The following is an 18400-nucleotide window of genomic DNA, read 5'->3' on the forward strand; positions in this document are numbered from 1 at the left end:
CCGTTAGCATCAACTGCCCACCGACTGATCCCAGATAAAAAATCACCATGTACACGGCCAGCAGTTGCCCGCGCTCACTCGGCTCACCCAGCGTCAGTAACCAGCTCTCTATAAATACCCAGATCCCCGCACAAGCAAACCCGACCAGAAAGCGCACTAAACTCCATGTTATTGTCTGCTCTGGTAACCATAATCCAGCACAAAATAGAATAAACAGCAGGCAAAATAGCTGATAACTACGGGTATATCCCAAAGCCATCACACAGCGCCCAGCAAATAAAGAACCGGCCAACGTGCCGATATAATAAGCTGAAGTCACTATACCGATTTGCCATGTAGGAATATCAGCCTTACTTAACCACAGCGGTACCAGCGTATTGAGTTCTGACAACGCCACGGTATTGAGAAAAACCCCAATCAATAAGGGAATTAAAATACGGGCCAAACGGCCAGATAACAGTTGATGAGACAATAACGGCATAACAGTTACTCAATCACGAAGATGTGCCACCTAATGACAACACCTCTATATCAGGTAGATATTAGGGTATCTGGCAATAAAAACAGCATGTTACCGACAGCCCATAGGCAGGAAAACACAAGTCTGGATCAGCATATATCTAAAACAACACATTGGTATATATGCTAAACGATACATTAAAAGATACGCTAAAAAACCCTATCATGCTGCAAAAGGGTGTAAACAGAAATGACAAGAGCAGGTCGGATATTAGAAGATCACAAAAGGGAAAAAAGAAAAAATAGATATAACACGGGGATAAAGATGAAAAATACTGACCCAATATAGTACTGAGTCAGCATATTGTAGCAAATAATATGTAACCGGTAACTAACGCCCTATTTTCGCGGTAGCGAATAAACGAGCAAAGTTATCCGTTGTGGTGGTCGCCAGTGTCTCAAGAGAAACGCCTTTCAACGTAGCAACATACTCAGCAACATCTTTGACATATGCAGGTTGATTCTCTTTACCACGATACGGCACAGGCGCAAGGTAAGGTGAATCAGTTTCCACCAGTAAGCGATCCAGTGGCACTTCGCGCACCGCTTCACGCAACTCATGAGCATTACGGAAGGTAATAATGCCGGAAACCGAGATGTAAAATCCGAGAGCCAATGCTTGTTGTGCAAACTCAGCCGTTTCAGTAAAGCAGTGGATCACCCCGCCACACTCGTGTGCGTTCTCTTCGCGCAAAATCCGCAAGGTATCATCACCCGCATCACGGGTATGAATAATCAATGGCTTACCCACTTCACGAGCAATTCGGATATGCTCACGAAAAACACGCTGCTGTAATTCAACCGTGTCTTTACTGTAGTAATAATCTAAACCGGTCTCACCGAGTGCCACAACCTGAGGCTCGTCGGCAATTTGACGCAACTGATCAGCATCAAAAGGTGTATCAAGATCAAGCGGGTGCACACCGCAAGAGAGAGAGACATCGTCACGGTGCGCAACCATCGCTTTTAATTGCGGATAGCGCTCCAGTGTAACGCCAACACTCAGGACATGTCCGATGCCACACGCTTTTGCGTGATCCAGTACGGCATCAACATCCTTATGCAGGGTCTCATAATTCAGCCCATCAAGATGACAATGGGAATCGATTAAAAACACAGTGAGCTCCTTAGGGAAATATCTGGCTCAAATATCATGATGTAGCATAAACCACAGATCTGCCAATAGCAGAGGGGTATTCAATGCAGGTGATGTTATCAGCTCATGGCGAACACGTATAATCTGCTGCAACCAGTGCTGTAAGGTCAATACGCCGATATGCTGTAGCACAGTATCAATCACCGCCAGCATATCGCTGTTAATCCGCACCTGTGATGCACCTAATGCAACAGCGCTGGCCTCATTAAGTAAACTGATAATCCATGCTAAATTGTCTGCACAAGGCTCTTTGGCAGTACAGTCCGTCAGTGCCAGCATATTTTTATCCAGTAAAAAATGCTGAAATGCGGTCAACACCTGTTGCCGACGCTGTAACGTACCATTACCGAGAAGTACCAAAGCCGCTAATGGCGCACCGTATGATAAGCGCAGTGCAACCTGTGCCTGCGCAATGTCAGCGGTACTCGGAGGCTGGCGCAGACTCTGATCAGGCCCGCCCAACCACTGTTTCAATACCCAATGCAAAGCTGGGCGTTCACTTGGCACAGCAAAATGCCAGCGCTGACAACGGCTAGTAATCGTAGGTAATAATCTCTCTGACTCACCGGTAGCCAGCAGAAAAAATGTTGCTGCCGGAGGCTCTTCCAGTGTTTTCAATAACGCATTGGCTGAAGCCTCATTCAGCTTTTCAGCCTGTGAAATCCACACCACTTTCGCCCCGCCCTGCTGGGCATGTGCGTATAACTTTTCACACACCTGCCGAATACGATCAACCCCAATTTGGGTTTTCCCCGCTTCTGGCGTAACCGTATAAAAATCAGGGTGCGTACCTGCTGCAATAAGCTGACAACTGTGACACTTGCCGCAAGGCTGTTCATCTTGCGGCTCGGAACAGAGCAACCGTGTTGACAATGCATTTGCCAGAGATTCAACCCCCATCCCCGGCAAGCTGCTCAATAACAGGGCATGGTGCCCCTGCCCATGCAGGTAAGGCTGCACAATCTGCTGGTAACGAGCCGTTAACCAAGGATAAAGCACTTCAACTCTCCTGCGTATCCAGCCATGCATTTAGCGTATCGCGAATCGATGCGGTAACTTGCTCTAATGTCTGGCCTGCATCAATGGTTTTGATGCGTGAATCAGCCTTCGCAAAAGATAAATAACGTTCACGGCTGCGTTCAAAAAAAGCCAACGCCTGCTGTTCGATACGATCTAAAGCCCCGCGAGCGCGAGCCCGTTGTAACCCTAAAGCTGGGTCAATATCCAGATACAAGGTTAAATCAGGGCGAAAATCACCCAGTACCGTATCACGCAATGTTTGCAGTAAGACCGGATCAATACCACGGCCACCGCCCTGATAAGCCTGTGAAGAGAGATCATGTCTATCCCCGATCACCCATGCACCACGTTGCATAGCAGGCAAAATAACGTTCTCAACCAACTGAATACGGGCAGCATAAAGCATCAGCACTTCCGCTTTATCCGTCAGTGCCTCTTCAGGATGCCCCTCTTTAATTAAACTGCGCAAACGCTCTGCAAGCGGCGTACCACCCGGCTCGCGGGTAAAAACCAAATCAGTAATACCTCTGGCTTGTAATACTTGTACAACCGTCTGCTGGGCCGTTGTTTTACCCGCGCCCTCCAGCCCTTCAATAACAATAAACTTACCGGCCACGGTTATTACTCTCTCTTAAGTTGTTTAATGTAGCTGCGCACTGCTTGGTTATGCGCATTTAAATTGGTCGAAAACTGGTGTCCGCCACTGCCATCGGCCACAAAATAGAGATATTGCGTCGTATCTGGTCGCGCGGCGGCTGCCAGTGAAGCTAGCCCTGGCATCGCAATCGGAGTTGGCGGTAAACCTGAAATCGTATAGGTATTAAACGGTGTTGGGGTTTGTAAATCTTTACGGGTAATATTGCCTTTGTAGCTATCCCCCATCCCATAAATCACCGTTGGATCCGTTTGCAAACGCATTTTTAAACGTAAGCGGTTTACAAAAACTGAGCTGACTCGGGTTCTTTCGCTTTCAATAGCCGTCTCTTTTTCGATGATGGAAGCCAAAATCAACAACTGATACGGTGATGTTAACGGCAAATCCGCCGCGCGATTTTTCCATGCAGCTGCCAGCTCTTTTTCCATACGTTTATGGGCGCGCTGTAGAATATCGAGCGCCGATGTTCCCACTACATAGTGATAAGTATCAGGGAATAACCAACCTTCAATATTGCCATCTTTTATACCGATTTTTTCAGCAATCTGCTGTTCAGTAAGCCCTTTCAAATCATGCTCAATATAGGGCGCTCTGTTTAAAATCGGTAACCATTCATTAAAACGCGTACCTTCAATAAAACGAATACTCAGCTGCACCTCTTTCCCGCTGACCAGCAGCAGCAGTAAGTCGCGTACTGTCATATTCGGCTGTAATCGGTAACTTCCCGCTTTATAACGAGCATACTGTGGCTCAATACGCAGCAACCACGGCAGTAAATCAGCGCTTTTTAGCAGCCCACGCTGCTCAAGCAACTCTGCCAGTGCTATCTGCCCAGTACCCGGTTTTACGGTTAAGATCATATCCTCAACAGGATTAAGCGTCTGATCGGCAAACTGCTCAACTTTGTTGTAAAAAGAGAATGCCAAAAGCGCGGCTATCAAGCCCAAAACAGATAAAATAAGGGCAACTTTTTTCATCACAAACTATCGTCCAAAAAACGTTGAATCTGCCGAGTCGCAGAAAAATCAGAGAAGTGCCGATCCCGAAAAAATCTCACTGGGACCACAGGTAAAAGTGCATTACAAATAAATATTTCGTCAGCATTAATCAGTGTTTGCACCGTTTCCCGTACCAACTCACAATGCCAACCCAGCCGGTCGCAATTGGCCATAATATGCTCACGCATAACTCCGCTGACACCGGCCTGATCTAATTTCGGCGTAAACAGAGTATTGTCTTTGCGCCAAAACAGGTTTGCCGCACAGCACTCCACCAGATAACCTGCACCGTCACAGACCAAAAGATCATCAAGCGCAGCTTTAGGGGGATGAGCCACATTATGCTGATCAAGCTGTCGACGAATTAATACCTGCTCAAGGCGGTTTAAGTGCTTAATTCCCGCCAGCAACGGCGTGATCCCCAATGGAATCTGGCTTTCACCCAGCCGAATTCCCTCTTGTTGCCAGCGCGTATACTGTATCGGCCATTGTGCTGCACTGATGATTCGTGTCGTGTTGTTGCAATCTACACTGCTGTATCCGCGTCCGCCAAGGCCACGTGTAATCATCACTTTCAATACACCCTGATCAATCTCACGTGCCAGCATCTCAATTTCGCTTTGCAACAGTGCTGTATCAGGAAAAGTTATTGATAAGCGCTGGCATGCAAGTAATAAACGCGCAATATGTGCTTGCTGTAATTGCACCTTTCCCCGAACCACACGCGCCGTCGTAAAGCTACCATCACCGTAAGCTAAGCCACGATCTGCTGCATTAAGTTGAGTGTCTCGAAGACCATTAATCAGCATGAGCGTACCCGTTGTTTGGCCTTACCGCTTGGATTGCCTTTTGCATTGTTCCCTCAACCGAACGGAGATTGATACAAGATTGCCGTATTGCTTTGCTTGCTGCCTATCTTACCGTATGTATATATGCATACATACATGTGTAACAGACAAAAAAAACCCAATACTGTCGTATCGGGTTTGGGTACTGCACACCTGAGTATAACAAATCAGATGTGGGATAAAGCAAGATTGAGCGTTTACAAGGCTCTATTTTTCGCAGATCTACTTGTTAAGACTAGATTTTGCGAAAAAGCAGTGAACCATTGGTGCCGCCAAAACCAAATGAGTTACACAGTGCATATTCAATATGCGCCTGACGTGCTTCATGTGGTACATAATCCAAATCACACTCGTCATCTGGATTATCTAAATTGATGGTCGGCGCAATCGCCTGATCTTTTAACGACATCACGGTAAAAATAGCTTCAACAGAACCTGCAGCACCCAACAAGTGGCCAGTCATTGATTTTGTTGAGCTCACCATAACCTGCTTGGAAAAATCACCAAACACGCTTTTTACCGCACGCGTTTCAGCAATATCACCGGCCGGCGTTGATGTACCGTGCGCGTTCACATACTGAATCTGGCTGACATCAACACCAGCATCACGAATGGCATTGACCATCGCCAGTGCTGCACCTGCACCATCAGCCGGAGGAGATGTCATGTGATAAGCATCACCGCTCATTCCAAAACCCACTAACTCGGCATAAATTTTTGCGCCACGGGCTTTGGCGTGCTCGTACTCTTCGAGCACCATCATCCCTGCGCCATCGCCCAGCACGAAGCCGTCACGATCGCGATCCCATGGGCGGCTTGCCGCTTGCGGATCATCATTACGGGTAGACAGCGCACGGGCAGCGGCAAAGCCCCCCATACCCATCGGGGTGCTCGCTTTTTCTGACCCACCGGCCAGCATAGCGTCAGCATCACCGTAAGCAATCATACGTGCCGCATGGCCAATATTGTGTACACCGGTTGAACATGCGGTAGAAATAGCAATATTCGGGCCACGCAAACCACGCATGATAGACAGATGACCTGCAATCATATTCACAATAGTCGATGGCACAAAAAACGGGCTGATCTTACGCGGGCCGCCACTGAGCAGTGCATTGTGGTTATCTTCAATCAGACCAAGACCACCAATACCTGAACCTACAGCAACACCAATGCGGTCAGCATTTTGCTCGTTGACGGTTAAACCTGAGTCATCGAATGCTTGAATTCCGGCAGCAATACCGTATTGAATGAAGAGATCCATTTTGCGCGCGTCTTTACGCGACAGATACTCTTCACAATTAAAATCTTTAACCAGGCCAGCAAAACGGGTTGCAAAAGCGGTGGTATCAAAGTGTTCGATCAGGCTGATGCCACTCTGACCGGCAAGCAGGGCTTTCCAAGAAGCCTCGACTGTATTACCGACAGGAGACAGCATGCCCATTCCAGTCACAACGACTCGACGTTTAGACACGTTTGCCACTCCAAGGGGGGAAAGCGATTACTGAGGGTATAAAAAACATAGGCGGTCGATTGACCGCCTAGGTGTGTTCAATTACTGGTTGTTCTGGATGTAGTCGATAGCAGCCTGAACAGTAGTGATCTTTTCAGCTTCTTCGTCTGGAATTTCAGTATCAAATTCTTCTTCCAGAGCCATTACCAGCTCAACGGTGTCAAGAGAATCAGCGCCCAGGTCTTCAACGAATGAAGCTTCTGACTTCACTTCGTCTTCTTTAACGCCCAGTTGCTCGATGATGATTTTCTTAACGCGTTCTTCGATAGTGCTCATACTCTTTATTTTCCTATCAAACTCGCTCAATAGCGCGATGGTTTCCCTAGTGTATTCAATGGCGCAAAAGTTGCAACCGATACCACTCTGGTCAAACCACGATTTTACGGGATTTACCCAGAATTTCACGGTATTAAGTCAAAAAACTCGCAACTATTTTACACCATATACATGCCACCGTTGACATGAATTGTTTCACCGGTGATATAAGCCGCACCTTCTGAGGCTAAAAACGCCACAACAGATGCAATTTCTTTTGCTTCACCCAAACGCCCAGCAGGCACTTGGGATAAAATACCAGCACGTTGATCATCGTTCAATGCACGTGTCATATCGGTTTCAATAAAACCGGGTGCCACAGCATTCACGGTGATACCACGTGAACCGACCTCACGAGCCAATGACTTGGTGAAGCCCACTAAGCCTGCTTTTGCAGCAGCATAGTTTGTTTGACCGGCATTGCCCATTGTACCCACAACAGAGCCAATGCTGATAATGCGGCCACAACGTTTTTTCATCATAGCACGCAGCACGGCTTTAGACAGACGGAATACAGATGTCAGGTTAGTATCCATGATATCTTGCCATTCGTCATCTTTCATCCGCATTAACAAATTATCACGGGTAATGCCGGCATTATTCACTAAAATGTCGACTTCACCAAATTCTGCACGGATAACTTCAAGAACATGCTCAATAGATGTTACGTCTGTCACATTAAGCATCAAGCCTTTACCGTTCACACCAAGGTATGCACTGATAGCTTCTGCACCTGATTCGCTAGTTGCGGTACCAATAACCTTCGCACCTTGTGCCACGAATGATTCTGCAATTGCACGGCCAATACCGCGGCTAGCGCCAGTCACAAGCGCAACTTTTCCATTCAAACTCATGTTATCCCTCTTATTTTGCTGCTGCCGCATCAATAGCGGAGGTCACTGATGCAGTGTCATTAATCGCAGTGGCTGTCATGCTATCGACAATACGCTTAGTTAATCCGGTTAATACTTTGCCTGGGCCAACTTCTAGCAGATGGGTAATACCCTGCTCTGCCATCGCCTCTACCGTTTCACTCCAGCGTACTGGGCTATACAACTGGCGAACCAATGCATGGCGAATAGCCTCTGCATTTTGCTCTGCTGCAACATCCACATTATTCAAAACAGGCAATGCCGGCGAGTGAAACGGAATATTTTCAAGTGCAACAGCTAATTTGTCTGCCGCAGGCTTCATCAGCGCACAGTGTGATGGCACGCTAACAGGCAGAGGCAATGCACGTTTTGCACCTGCCGCTTTACAGGCTGCACCGGCACGCTCAACGGCCTCTTTATTACCGGCGATGACCACTTGTCCAGGTGAGTTAAAGTTCACTGGCGCAACAATTTGATCGTGAGCTGATTCAGCACAGGCTTGCGCAATCGCGGCATTATCCAACCCGATAATAGCAGCCATTGCACCGGTTCCTTCAGGAACAGCCTCTTGCATTAGCTGACCGCGCAGTTCCACTAAACGTACGGCATCTTTAAAGTCGATGACACCTGCACACACTAATGCAGAGTACTCACCCAAGCTATGGCCAGCCAGTAAACGTGGTGATGCACCTTCAAGTGCATGCCAAACACGCCAGATAGCCACTGATGCTGTCAGCAGTGCCGGCTGTGTTTTCCATGTTTTATTCAGCTCTTCAGCGGGGCCTTGCTGTACCAATGCCCACAGGTCATAACCTAAAACATCTGATGCTTCAGAAAATGTTTGTTCAACAATGGGATACTGCTGTGCTAAGTCAGCCAGCATACCAACAGATTGAGAACCCTGACCGGGAAACACCATCGCAAATGTTGTCATTTATCTTTCCTGATATAATTTGACTGTTTTTCTGCTACGTTTACTTTCTGGGTACTGTACCGCGCACATATGGCCGTTAGAAACGAACCAGTGCCGATCCCCAGGTAAAACCGCCACCAAAGGCTTCAAGCAAGATAAGTTGCCCACGCTGAATTCGACCATCACGCACCGCTTCATCAAGTGCCGTTGGTACGGAAGCTGACGAGGTATTCCCCTGACGATCAAGGGTGATCACCACTTTATCTAGCCCCATACCCAACTTGCGGGCAGTCGCGTTAATAATGCGTAGATTCGCCTGATGTGGAACAAGCCAGTCAAGTTGATCTTTACTGATATTGTTGGCAGATAGTGTCTCTTCTACCAAATTAGCCAGTTCGGTAACCGCCACTTTAAAGACATCATTACCTTTCATGGTTAAATAGCAGCTATCGCTCAACTCAGGTTGACCACGCTCGCCATAAGGCAGTGCTAAAAGCTCACCATAACGGCCATCAGCATGCAGATGGGTAGATAAAATACCCGCCTCTTCCGAAGCGCCCAATACCACAGCGCCCGCTGCATCACCAAACAAAATCACTGTACCGCGATCTTGTGGATCAAGTGTACGGGAAAGCAGATCAGAGCCGATAACCAGTGCATGTTTAACCGCACCATTACGCACATATTGATCAGCAACACTCAGTGCATAGGTAAAACCCGCACAGGCGGCAGCCAAATCAAATGCAGCGGCATCTTTAATACCGAGTAATGCTTGAACCTGACACGCAGCACTTGGAAATGCATGCGTTGCCGATGCGGTAGCAACAATGATTAACCCGATATCATCTTTATCGATACCGGCCATATCAAGGGCATTACGCGCCGCTTCACTCGCCATCGTAGCAACGGTTTCATTTTCTGCCGCAATGCGGCGTTCACGGATGCCGGTTCGGCTGACAATCCACTCATCGGTCGTTTCTACCATCTGCTCTAAATCAGCATTACTGCGAACCTGAGCAGGCAGATAACTGCCCGTTCCTAAAATTCTTGTATACATGAACGATTAGTCACTCTTGAGTAATACAGCGTCGAGACGTGCAGCAATGCGCGCCGGAACTTGCCGGTGCACCTCCTGCGTCGCCTGCTCAATGGCACAAACCAGCGCCTGTTGATTGGCCCCACCGTGGCTTTTCACGACAATACCGCGTAATCCTAACAGACTTGCGCCATTATACTGGTCGGGGTTCAACTCCCCCATGCGTGAAAAGGCCTTTTTTAGTAACCAACGCCCCAAAAATCGCAACACGCTGTGAGTTTGTGTTTTGCTGCGCAGTTGTGACAAAAACAGGTGGGCCACCCCTTCCATGGTTTTTAGTGTTACGTTTCCAACAAAACCATCACAGACAACAACATCTGCTTTTCCGGTTAAAATATGGTTGCCTTCAATATAGCCTTGATAACAAATATCCGGGCACTGTTTTAAATACTCTGCAGCCTGACGAATGGTATCGTTACCCTTCACCTCTTCTTCGCCAATATTTAACAGTGCCACTTGTGGAGATGTTACCGCATATAACTCTTCTGCAAGCACAGCGCCCATCACAGCAAATTGAAACAGCATGCTTGCCGAAGAGTCTACATTAGCCCCTAAATCGAGCAGTAAGGTTTTCCCTCGTTGCGTATTGGGCAACGCAGCAACCAGTGCTGGGCGTTCAATACCGGCTAGAGGTTTCAAAATCATCTTTGCCAGCCCCATCAGAGCACCGGTATTCCCTGCACTGACGCATGCAAAGGCGTGTCCATCCCGCACTAGCTCTAATGCTTTACGCATTGAGGTATCACGGCTACGGCGGATTGCAACAGAAGGTCGCATCTCATTTGAGATAGTGTGCTGGGTATGGATAATTTCAAGGCGAGAAAGCAGATCTGCGGGGGCAGATTTTAGATATGGGGAGATAGTTTGCTGATCGCCTACTAGCAGCAAATGCAATTGAGAATTGGATGTCAAGCTCTGCAAGGCGGCAGGAATGGTGACACGGGGACCGAAGTCCCCGCCCATGACATCTAACGCAATGGTTAGACGAGTCAAAGTAACGCCTAATTACTTAGCAATTACCTTGCGGCCACGGTAAAAACCGTCAGCTGTAACATGGTGACGCAGGTGGGTTTCACCAGAAACCTTGTCTACGGACACAGCTGCAGTAGTCAGTGCATCATGAGCACGACGAGTACCACGCTTTGCACGAGATTTTTTGTTCTGTTGTACGGCCATTGACCTTACTCCTCGAGGATTACTTTTGCTTTAAACTAGCTAGTACGGCGAATGGATTTGGTTTGTCAGCCTCGGGAGGCAACTCACCAAAAACCATGTCCGCTGTGGACACTTCACAGTGTTCGGGTTCATGCACCGGAACCTGCGGCAAGGCAAGAATGATTTCGTCTTCGATAATCCCTAATAGGTCTATCTCACCGAACTCATTAAACTCGACTGGCTCGTAGATTTCCGGCAATGCTTCAGCCTGCTCGTCATTGGCGATTGGACTGTAGCAAAACGTTACGTGAACAGTTTTGTCATACGTCTTATTGCAGCGCTGGCATGTTAAACGGACAGACACTTCAGCCTGACCTTTTACCACTGTCAACTTCTGCTCATCTATCTCAAAAGATAGCGTGACGTTGGCATCACTGAGCACGCCATCCGTTGCTTCGGTAGTCCGAGCTAAAACACTTGCAGGATAAACACCCTGATAATCAAGACGTTTTAGCGCCGTTTTTACCGGATCAACCGATAAGGGCAATTTAACCTTTTGCATAGGATTTACCTTTTGCATTGGGCGCGCATATTAACTTTGTAATGACTCGGAGTCAAAGAAAAAGCGTGCTTTCTCATTCACTCGCCATAAATTGCGCACAAGTCTAAAATAGCCAGCACATTTTATCTACTGACAGAGTGAAGAATGCAACTAAATTTGATCCTTGCATCAACATCTCCTTTTCGTAAACAGCTGCTCGAAAAACTCGGCCTGCCATTTCAATGTGCTAACCCTGATATTGATGAAACTGCACAAGCCGGTGAGTCAGCAGAGCAACTCGTTACCCGTTTAGCCCATGCAAAAGCGACGGCATTAGCACAACAGTACCCACATCACCTGATTATTGGCTCTGATCAGGTCTGCGTATTAAACAACCAGATTACCGGCAAACCGCTGACCGTCGAGCGAGCTCATGAGCAACTCCGCGCAGCCAGTGGCCAAACCGTAACATTTTATACCGGATTATCGCTCTATAACAGCGCAACAAACCAAATTGAAACCCGTTGTGAGCCTTTTTATGTCCACTTTCGCACCCTTTCTGATGCTGAAATCGTGGCGTATATCGCTAAAGAACAGCCGCTATGGTGTGCAGGCAGTTTTAAAGCAGAAGGCTTAGGTATCACCTTGTTTGAGCGTTTAGAGGGAAAAGATCCTAATACATTAATTGGTTTACCACTGATTAGCTTAACGCAAATGCTGTGCCAACAAGGTATCAACCCATTACTGATAAACGCATAATTCTCAGTTGGTTACCACTTGAATTTCAATGTGATAACCCATTTAGCGCTCAACTCACAGGTGAAGGGCTATGCCCTCACCTTGAGGTATACCCTATTTGCTACACCACAATGGATAGATTGCAGCAGATACAGTTCAACGTAAAAAATCAGCCTTAATATTCAGTACGTTTATCACGCAACCGCATAACGGCATTTTTCAGTACCGGATCAAGCGGCGCCTCAATAGTCATCTCATTGCCGGTTTGTGGATGACGAAACCGAATAGCCGCCGCATGCAAAAACAGACGATTTAAGCCACTTCCTGCAAGCGTTGCGTCAAAATCACGATCACCGTATTTATCATCAAAAGCAATCGGATGACCGGCATGTAAGGTATGTACACGAATTTGGTGTGTACGCCCTGTTATCGGGCTGGCTTTTACCAGTGTTGCGTGCTCAAAACGCTCAACAATCTCAAAACGTGTTTCTGACGGTTTGCCCTCTGTGCTCACTCGCACAATACGCTCACCACTTTGCAACACATTTTTGATCAGTGGCGCTTGTACCGCTCTACAATGTTTTTGCCACTGACCACGCACCAGTGCAAGGTAGTCTTTCTGTACCGTTTTTACACGCAACTGCTCGTGTAAATCACGCAGCACCGAACGTTTTTTCGCAACCAGTAAGATACCCGATGTATCGCGATCTAAACGGTGTACTAGCTCCAGAAAACGAGCTTCAGGGCGCAACGCACGTAACCCTTCAATCACACCAAAACTTAAACCACTACCACCATGAACCGCTGTACCAGAAGGTTTATTTAACACCAGCAAACCCTCATCTTCGTACAAAATGCAGTCAGACAATTGAGCCACACGGTTCAGTTTGGCAGAGATTGGTGCATCCTCTTTTTCTGACATACGAATAGGTGGCACACGAACATCATCACCGGCCAGTAACTTATATTCAGGTTTAATCCGTTTTTTGTTCACTCGAACTTCGCCCTTACGCAAAATTCGGTACAACATGCTTTTAGGAACACCCTTTAAACGAGTGCGTAAATAGTTATCAATTCGCTGGCCTGCTTCATCATCAGAAACGGTCAGTATTTGTACTTTCGTATTAATTTCTTTCATATGAATGATTTTAGCATGAGGCGGATCTCAGTTTCTGTAAAAAAGTAATCTTGCCTAACACACTTTATGAATGGGATAATGTCGTGATTTTCCACGATTGTATTTGTCGTTGCACGCAACCGATGGAATTTTAAAGTTTGCTTGCTTGCCATAACGCTGCAATGGCGTAAGACGTTAAGCATAACAAGCACTTAGTGAGTCACGGGTAGCAGCACTGTCGACTGTGGTAACCATTATACAGTCTTATACTTAAGAATGTGCAGTCATCCCTCTATTGTCGGTGATATATCTTCATGATGTGCATTAGCGCCGTAGAAGATATTTTCATCTAGGAATAAGAGAATAAGTGCACAACGCATTATCAATGCGCCCCATGCATGTGACAGCCGAGAGGCTGACGGCCATGCTATAGACTCGGGGTCGATAATGTCTGGCAGGCTGAATGTGCCCGCTGACTCTGATGCCAACGAAAAAATAATGAGTAAACTGAATGAAAAGAATGTTGATCAACGCAACTCAAAAGGAAGAGTTGCGCGTCGCACTTGTAGATGGCCAAAAACTGTATGACCTAGACATTGAAAGCCCAGGACATGAGCAGAAAAAAGCCAATATTTACAAGGGAAAAATCACGCGTGTTGAGCCAAGTCTGGAAGCTGCCTTTGTTGATTATGGTGCCGACCGTCACGGTTTTCTACCTCTAAAAGAGGTTGCCCGTGAATATTTCCCGGCAAACTATTCGTATCATGGCCGCCCGAACATCAAAGATGTTTTGCGCGAAGGCCAGGAAGTGATTGTTCAGGTTGATAAAGAAGAGCGTGGCAACAAAGGTGCTGCACTAACTACCTTTATCAGCCTTGCCGGAAGCTATTTGGTTCTTATGCCAAACAACCCACGTGCCGGTGGTATCTCCCGCCGCATTGAAGGTGAAGAGCGCACTGAACTAAAAGAAGCTTTATCAGCACTTGAACTGCCAGATGGTATGGGTCTGATTGTGCGTACTGCCGGTGTTGGCAAGTCCGCTGAAGAGTTGCAGTGGGATCTCAAAGTGCTCTTGCACCATTGGGAATCTATCCGCCAAACAGCAGAGACCCGTCAAGCACCGTTCTTAGTTCATCAAGAAAGTGATGTGATTGTTCGCGCGATCCGCGACTATTTACGTCGTGATATTGGTGAAATTCTGATTGATAACCCGACCATTTTTGAGAAAGCTAAAGAGCATATCAAACTGGTTCGTCCTGATTTCCTCAGCCGCGTAAAACTGTATCAGGGTGAAGTTCCTCTGTTCAGTCATTACCAAATTGAGTCTCAAATCGAGTCTGCGTTCCAACGTGAAGTGCGCTTGCCTTCCGGTGGCTCTATCGTTATCGATAGTACTGAAGCCTTAACCGCTATCGACATCAACTCCGCCCGCGCAACCCGCGGTGGCGATATCGAAGAGACCGCGCTAAATACCAACTTAGAAGCTGCAGATGAGATTGCACGCCAATTGCGTTTACGCGATCTGGGTGGGTTAATTGTTATCGACTTTATTGACATGACGCCTGTACGTCATCAGCGTGAAGTTGAAAACCGTATGCGTGATGCCGTACGCCAAGATCGCGCCCGTGTGCAGATTGGTCGTATTTCACGTTTTGGTTTACTTGAAATGTCTCGTCAGCGCTTGAGCCCATCACTGGGTGAATCAAGCCACCATGTCTGCCCACGTTGTAGTGGTACAGGCACAGTGCGTGATAATGAATCACTTTCTCTTTCTATCCTGCGTTTAATGGAAGAAGAGGCGCTGAAAGACAATACCTCTCAGGTACACGCTGTTGTTCCTGTACATATTGCCTCTTACCTGCTCAACGAAAAGCGTAAATCGATTGGGGTGATTGAATCACGCCATAACGTACGCGTTATTGTTGTGCCAAATGATCGCATGGAAACTCCGCACTTTAATGTTGTGCGTATGCGTGAAGGTGAAGAGAGCAATGCACTGAGCTACTTGTTGCCTCAAATCCATGAAGCAGCAGCACTGGCTGAAGCGGAAGAGCAAAGCACCGAGCGCCGTAAACCACCTGTGGTTGAAACACCGGCGCTTGCTGGTTTGTCAACGCCACCAGAAGCGCCTGCAGTCGTTAATATTCCACCGGTACAAGCCCCTACTCCAGCAGCACCTCGTGCTACTGAAGCAGAAAAAGCGTCTATTTTTAGCCGTTTCTTTGGTTTCATTAAGTCTATTTTTGCCTCAAGTGAAACCGTAGCGCCAGAAAAAGTAGAGCCGGTTAAGACTGAACAACGCGAGCATCGTCGTCCACAGCGTAATAGCCGCCAGCGAGATGATCGTCAGCCTCGTCGTGATCGTAATGACCGCAACGACCGTAATGGCAATGACCGTGGTGACCGTAACGATCGCAACGAGCGTTCCAATGAACGTTCACATGATCGCAACGAGCGCTCCGAGCGTACTGAACGTGGTGATAATGATAACCGTCGCCGTCGTAATCAGGAAAATCGCAACCCTCGTGCTGCACAAACCGATGACAACGCTGCGAATGTAAACGATCAAGATCGTAACAATGAGCGTCGTAAACCACGTGACGAACAGCCTCGTGGTAATCGTCCTGAACGTCAGCAGCGTCGTCGTCCTGATGAAAAGCGCCAAACGTCGGCGGTATCTGAAAATACCGTGCAAGTTGCACAAGCTGAAAATAACGTTGTTGTAAACACTGCCACTGAGATCGAAGAAGATAAACAGCAGCAGGTCACACAACGTCGTCAGCGTCGTCAATTGCGCCGTAAGGTTCGCATTACTGATGTTAATGCTGAAACTGATGCAACAACATCACCGGTTGCTGAACCGACTGCAGTGCAGACCGCCGATACGGTAAACGTCACGGCCAATGCAACGGCATCAGAACCACGTCAGGCACACACTCCTGCTGTCGAAGCAACAAACAGCAATGCTAATGATGCAGAGTCAGCTACGGGTGAAAATCAAGATCGTAACTTTGATGGCCACCGTCGTTCTCGCCGTTCACCACGTCATTTGCGTGTTAGCGGTCAGCGTCGTCGTCGCTATCGTGATGATCGCCGTAATACCACCTCTCCAGTTCCACTTGAGATGGCAATGTTCTCTCCAGAACTCGCCAGCGGTAAGGTATGGGTTCAGTATCCGGTACAGCAAGCTGAACGCAATACCGATGCAGTAACCCAACATGCAGAGGCTGCGGCATTTGTTCCTAACGAAGTTCTGTTGGAAAATCAGGCAGCACAAGCTCATGCAGTTGCAGCCGCTCAAGCTCCAGCTCGGATGACTGAAACTGTCGCAGCAGCAGCAGTAGCGCCAGAGGTTATTCAAGCAGCACCAAGCAGCGTGAATGATAATTTGGCTACAGCAGCAACGAATGCAACACCTGCGCAAGCCGGTGCAGTATCTACCGTGGCAACCAAACCAGCAGCTTGTACTGATGATTATCCATCTTCATCACAAAATGCTGTAGAAACAGAAACGGTAAACATTGCTAATGCAAGCTCCGCTGAAACTGTTTCGACAGAAGCCGTAGTACCACGCTCTGTGTTGGTCGCTCCAGTGTTAAGCGCTGTATCAGCAACATCGGCAACGTCATCGTCGTCTTCCCGTGCTATGTCCCCTTCTGCGGCTGCGGCTGCAAAAGAACAAGCAATACGTGATGCACAGGTGAGTCCGGTTGCTACATCAGATGTTGCAAAAGCAGTTATCACAGCACCGGTACAGACTGTTGAGGAAACAACCATTTCCCAAGCAGTGGCTGAGACCACAACACCTCTGCAGCAGCCAGAAGCAGCCACAAATACTGACTCTGTTACCGCTGTAGAACCTGCTGTGCTAACCCCGAGCGTTGAGCTAAGCGAAGTACCGGTTACTGCAAATGCAGAAGCTATCGTGACCACTGAAACGGCAACAGTAGCGCCTATTACAGAAGCTACCGCACCGACAGAAGTTATTGATAACAAGCCAGAAGCCCTTGCCGTGATGGAACCATCACCAATAGAGTTGCCAATTGTTGCCGATGCTATCGCAGAGACGCTCTCTGAGCCTGCTGCTGATACTACCATCAGCACTGGCAGTGTTTGTGATGAAATGCCGCTAGAAGAGGTTCTGATTGAGGTTAACCCAATTCAGACAACGCCTCCACGTGGTTATTCCAGTGCATCTATGGCAAAAGCACCTGCTATCAGCTCAAATGCTGCAGCTCCTGTGCACAGTGATTGGGTTCGTCCGGTTTATGAGTTTACCGGACGCGGCGCGGCTGGAAGTCAGGCGGCTACGCACCATGCCCAAGCAGCGGCGGCAAAAACAGGTTTATAGTAGGTAATACTACCTAACCTGTGCCTCGCACCAAAATAAAAGCCGCATTAGCGGCTTTTATTTTGCCTATGTGTTACCCCAGAAAGTGGAGCATTAAATGAAGATTAGCCATCTTGATCATTTAGTTCTGACGGTTTCAGATATTCCAGCAACCGTGGATTTTTATGCAAATGTGTTGGGTATGAAAGTGATTAGTTTTGGGGCAGGTCGAATTGCTCTAAAGTTTGGATCTCAAAAGATCAATCTTCATCAACTTGGTTATGAATATGAGCCTAAAGCTCAAAATGCCATGCCCGGAAGTGCTGACTTGTGTTTTATTGTTGATACTCCGTTTTCTAAAGCCATAGAGCATGTGAAAAATCAAGGTGTGATGATTACAGAGGGGCCTGTACTACGTACCGGAGCACAAGGTTCAATAACATCATTTTATTTCAGAGATCCTGATGGGAATCTGATTGAAATATCAACATATGCAAGCATATAGCAAATATCTCAAAAGAGGGCTGATTCATGTAGTTTTACCAGCCCTCTTAGAGGCGGGCGTTTAATTTTCGTTTTAATACAAATTATCTTTCGTAATAACAAACACATGT

The 18400-nt window shown here is 47.4% G+C and carries 18 protein-coding genes; 3 read left to right on the forward strand and 15 right to left on the reverse strand.

What is annotated here, in order from left to right; genetic code table 11:
- The 14 genes from ACRC27_RS04825 to yceD form a co-directional block, all read right to left on the reverse strand.
- Positions 1-481, reverse strand: a 481-nt coding sequence (locus ACRC27_RS04825) for an MFS transporter (RefSeq protein WP_438639318.1), incomplete at its 3' end; no start/stop codon positions are given.
- Between the two features lie 369 nt (positions 482-850).
- Complete coding sequence (locus ACRC27_RS04830) at positions 851-1636, reverse strand: YchF/TatD family DNA exonuclease (protein WP_438621758.1); 786 nt, start codon at positions 1634-1636, stop codon at positions 851-853.
- Positions 1637-1663: 27 nt separating this feature from the next.
- Positions 1664-2674: a DNA polymerase III subunit delta' gene (holB, locus tag ACRC27_RS04835; RefSeq protein WP_438639319.1), complete on the reverse strand. Its 1011-nt coding sequence runs from the start codon at positions 2672-2674 to the stop codon at positions 1664-1666.
- A 1-nt stretch (position 2675) separates the two neighbouring features.
- Positions 2676-3311, reverse strand: a complete 636-nt coding sequence (gene tmk / locus ACRC27_RS04840; RefSeq protein ID WP_438631102.1) for a dTMP kinase — start codon at positions 3309-3311, stop codon at positions 2676-2678.
- Positions 3312-3316: 5 nt separating this feature from the next.
- Complete coding sequence (gene mltG / locus ACRC27_RS04845; protein WP_438639320.1) at positions 3317-4327, reverse strand: endolytic transglycosylase MltG; 1011 nt, start codon at positions 4325-4327, stop codon at positions 3317-3319.
- Positions 4327-5157: an aminodeoxychorismate lyase gene (gene pabC, locus ACRC27_RS04850; protein ID WP_438631106.1), complete on the reverse strand. Its 831-nt coding sequence runs from the start codon at positions 5155-5157 to the stop codon at positions 4327-4329. Before pabC ends, mltG begins: the two co-directional genes overlap by 1 nt.
- A 274-nt stretch (positions 5158-5431) precedes the next feature.
- Positions 5432-6670 (reverse strand): beta-ketoacyl-ACP synthase II, encoded by a 1239-nt coding sequence (fabF, locus tag ACRC27_RS04855; RefSeq protein ID WP_438621753.1) that lies wholly within the window; start codon positions 6668-6670, stop codon positions 5432-5434.
- 81 nt (positions 6671-6751) lie between these two features.
- Positions 6752-6985, reverse strand: a complete 234-nt coding sequence (acpP, locus tag ACRC27_RS04860) for an acyl carrier protein (RefSeq protein WP_438621752.1) — start codon at positions 6983-6985, stop codon at positions 6752-6754.
- A gap of 158 nt (positions 6986-7143) precedes the next feature.
- Complete coding sequence (gene fabG / locus ACRC27_RS04865; RefSeq protein WP_438621751.1) at positions 7144-7878, reverse strand: 3-oxoacyl-ACP reductase FabG; 735 nt, start codon at positions 7876-7878, stop codon at positions 7144-7146.
- A gap of 10 nt (positions 7879-7888) precedes the next feature.
- Complete coding sequence (fabD, locus tag ACRC27_RS04870) at positions 7889-8830, reverse strand: ACP S-malonyltransferase (protein ID WP_438631108.1); 942 nt, start codon at positions 8828-8830, stop codon at positions 7889-7891.
- Positions 8831-8906: 76 nt separating this feature from the next.
- Complete coding sequence (locus ACRC27_RS04875) at positions 8907-9866, reverse strand: beta-ketoacyl-ACP synthase III (protein WP_438621749.1); 960 nt, start codon at positions 9864-9866, stop codon at positions 8907-8909.
- 6 nt (positions 9867-9872) lie between these two features.
- A complete protein-coding gene (plsX, locus tag ACRC27_RS04880; RefSeq protein WP_438621748.1) occupies positions 9873-10898 on the reverse strand; it encodes a phosphate acyltransferase PlsX in 1026 nt (341 codons plus the stop codon).
- 12 nt (positions 10899-10910) lie between these two features.
- On the reverse strand, positions 10911-11081 hold the full coding sequence (gene rpmF, locus ACRC27_RS04885; protein ID WP_438621747.1) for a 50S ribosomal protein L32: 171 nt from the start codon (positions 11079-11081) through the stop codon (positions 10911-10913).
- Between the two features lie 19 nt (positions 11082-11100).
- Positions 11101-11622 carry a 23S rRNA accumulation protein YceD gene (gene yceD / locus ACRC27_RS04890; RefSeq protein WP_438621746.1) on the reverse strand — a complete coding sequence of 174 codons (522 nt, stop codon included), beginning with the start codon at positions 11620-11622 and terminating at the stop codon, positions 11101-11103.
- A gap of 144 nt (positions 11623-11766) precedes the next feature.
- Here yceD and ACRC27_RS04895 point away from each other — a divergent pair, with 144 nt between their 5' ends.
- Positions 11767-12360, forward strand: coding sequence for a Maf family protein (locus ACRC27_RS04895; protein WP_438631112.1), 594 nt, complete (start codon positions 11767-11769; stop codon positions 12358-12360).
- Positions 12361-12514: 154 nt separating this feature from the next.
- Here the strand turns inward: ACRC27_RS04895 and rluC are convergent, their stop codons facing one another.
- Positions 12515-13477 (reverse strand): 23S rRNA pseudouridine(955/2504/2580) synthase RluC, encoded by a 963-nt coding sequence (gene rluC, locus ACRC27_RS04900; RefSeq protein WP_438621744.1) that lies wholly within the window; start codon positions 13475-13477, stop codon positions 12515-12517.
- Between the two features lie 490 nt (positions 13478-13967).
- Between rluC and rne the strand changes: the two genes are divergently transcribed.
- Positions 13968-17807 (forward strand): ribonuclease E, encoded by a 3840-nt coding sequence (gene rne, locus ACRC27_RS04905; protein WP_438639321.1) that lies wholly within the window; start codon positions 13968-13970, stop codon positions 17805-17807.
- Between the two features lie 97 nt (positions 17808-17904).
- Positions 17905-18291 carry a VOC family protein gene (locus tag ACRC27_RS04910; RefSeq protein ID WP_438639322.1) on the forward strand — a complete coding sequence of 129 codons (387 nt, stop codon included), beginning with the start codon at positions 17905-17907 and terminating at the stop codon, positions 18289-18291.
- Positions 18292-18400 lie beyond the last annotated feature (109 nt).

Source organism: Plesiomonas sp. (assembly GCF_051650925.1).
In the GTDB taxonomy this organism is placed as follows: domain Bacteria; phylum Pseudomonadota; class Gammaproteobacteria; order Enterobacterales; family CAMTGL01; genus Plesiomonas.

Coding starts and splice junctions, on each gene's coding strand:
- mltG (WP_438639320.1), bottom strand. CDS start 4,327: ATGAAAAAAGTTGCCCTTATTTTATCTGTTTTGGGCTTGATAGCCGCG.
- pabC (WP_438631106.1), bottom strand. CDS start 5,157: ATGCTGATTAATGGTCTTCGAGACACTCAACTTAATGCAGCAGATCGT.
- acpP (WP_438621752.1), bottom strand. CDS start 6,985: ATGAGCACTATCGAAGAACGCGTTAAGAAAATCATCATCGAGCAACTG.
- fabG (WP_438621751.1), bottom strand. CDS start 7,878: ATGAGTTTGAATGGAAAAGTTGCGCTTGTGACTGGCGCTAGCCGCGGT.
- fabD (WP_438631108.1), bottom strand. CDS start 8,830: ATGACAACATTTGCGATGGTGTTTCCCGGTCAGGGTTCTCAATCTGTT.
- ACRC27_RS04875 (WP_438621749.1), bottom strand. CDS start 9,866: ATGTATACAAGAATTTTAGGAACGGGCAGTTATCTGCCTGCTCAGGTT.
- rpmF (WP_438621747.1), bottom strand. CDS start 11,081: ATGGCCGTACAACAGAACAAAAAATCTCGTGCAAAGCGTGGTACTCGT.
- yceD (WP_438621746.1), bottom strand. CDS start 11,622: ATGCAAAAGGTTAAATTGCCCTTATCGGTTGATCCGGTAAAAACGGCG.
- ACRC27_RS04895 (WP_438631112.1), top strand. CDS start 11,767: ATGCAACTAAATTTGATCCTTGCATCAACATCTCCTTTTCGTAAACAG.
- rluC (WP_438621744.1), bottom strand. CDS start 13,477: ATGAAAGAAATTAATACGAAAGTACAAATACTGACCGTTTCTGATGAT.
- rne (WP_438639321.1), top strand. CDS start 13,968: ATGAAAAGAATGTTGATCAACGCAACTCAAAAGGAAGAGTTGCGCGTC.
- ACRC27_RS04910 (WP_438639322.1), top strand. CDS start 17,905: ATGAAGATTAGCCATCTTGATCATTTAGTTCTGACGGTTTCAGATATT.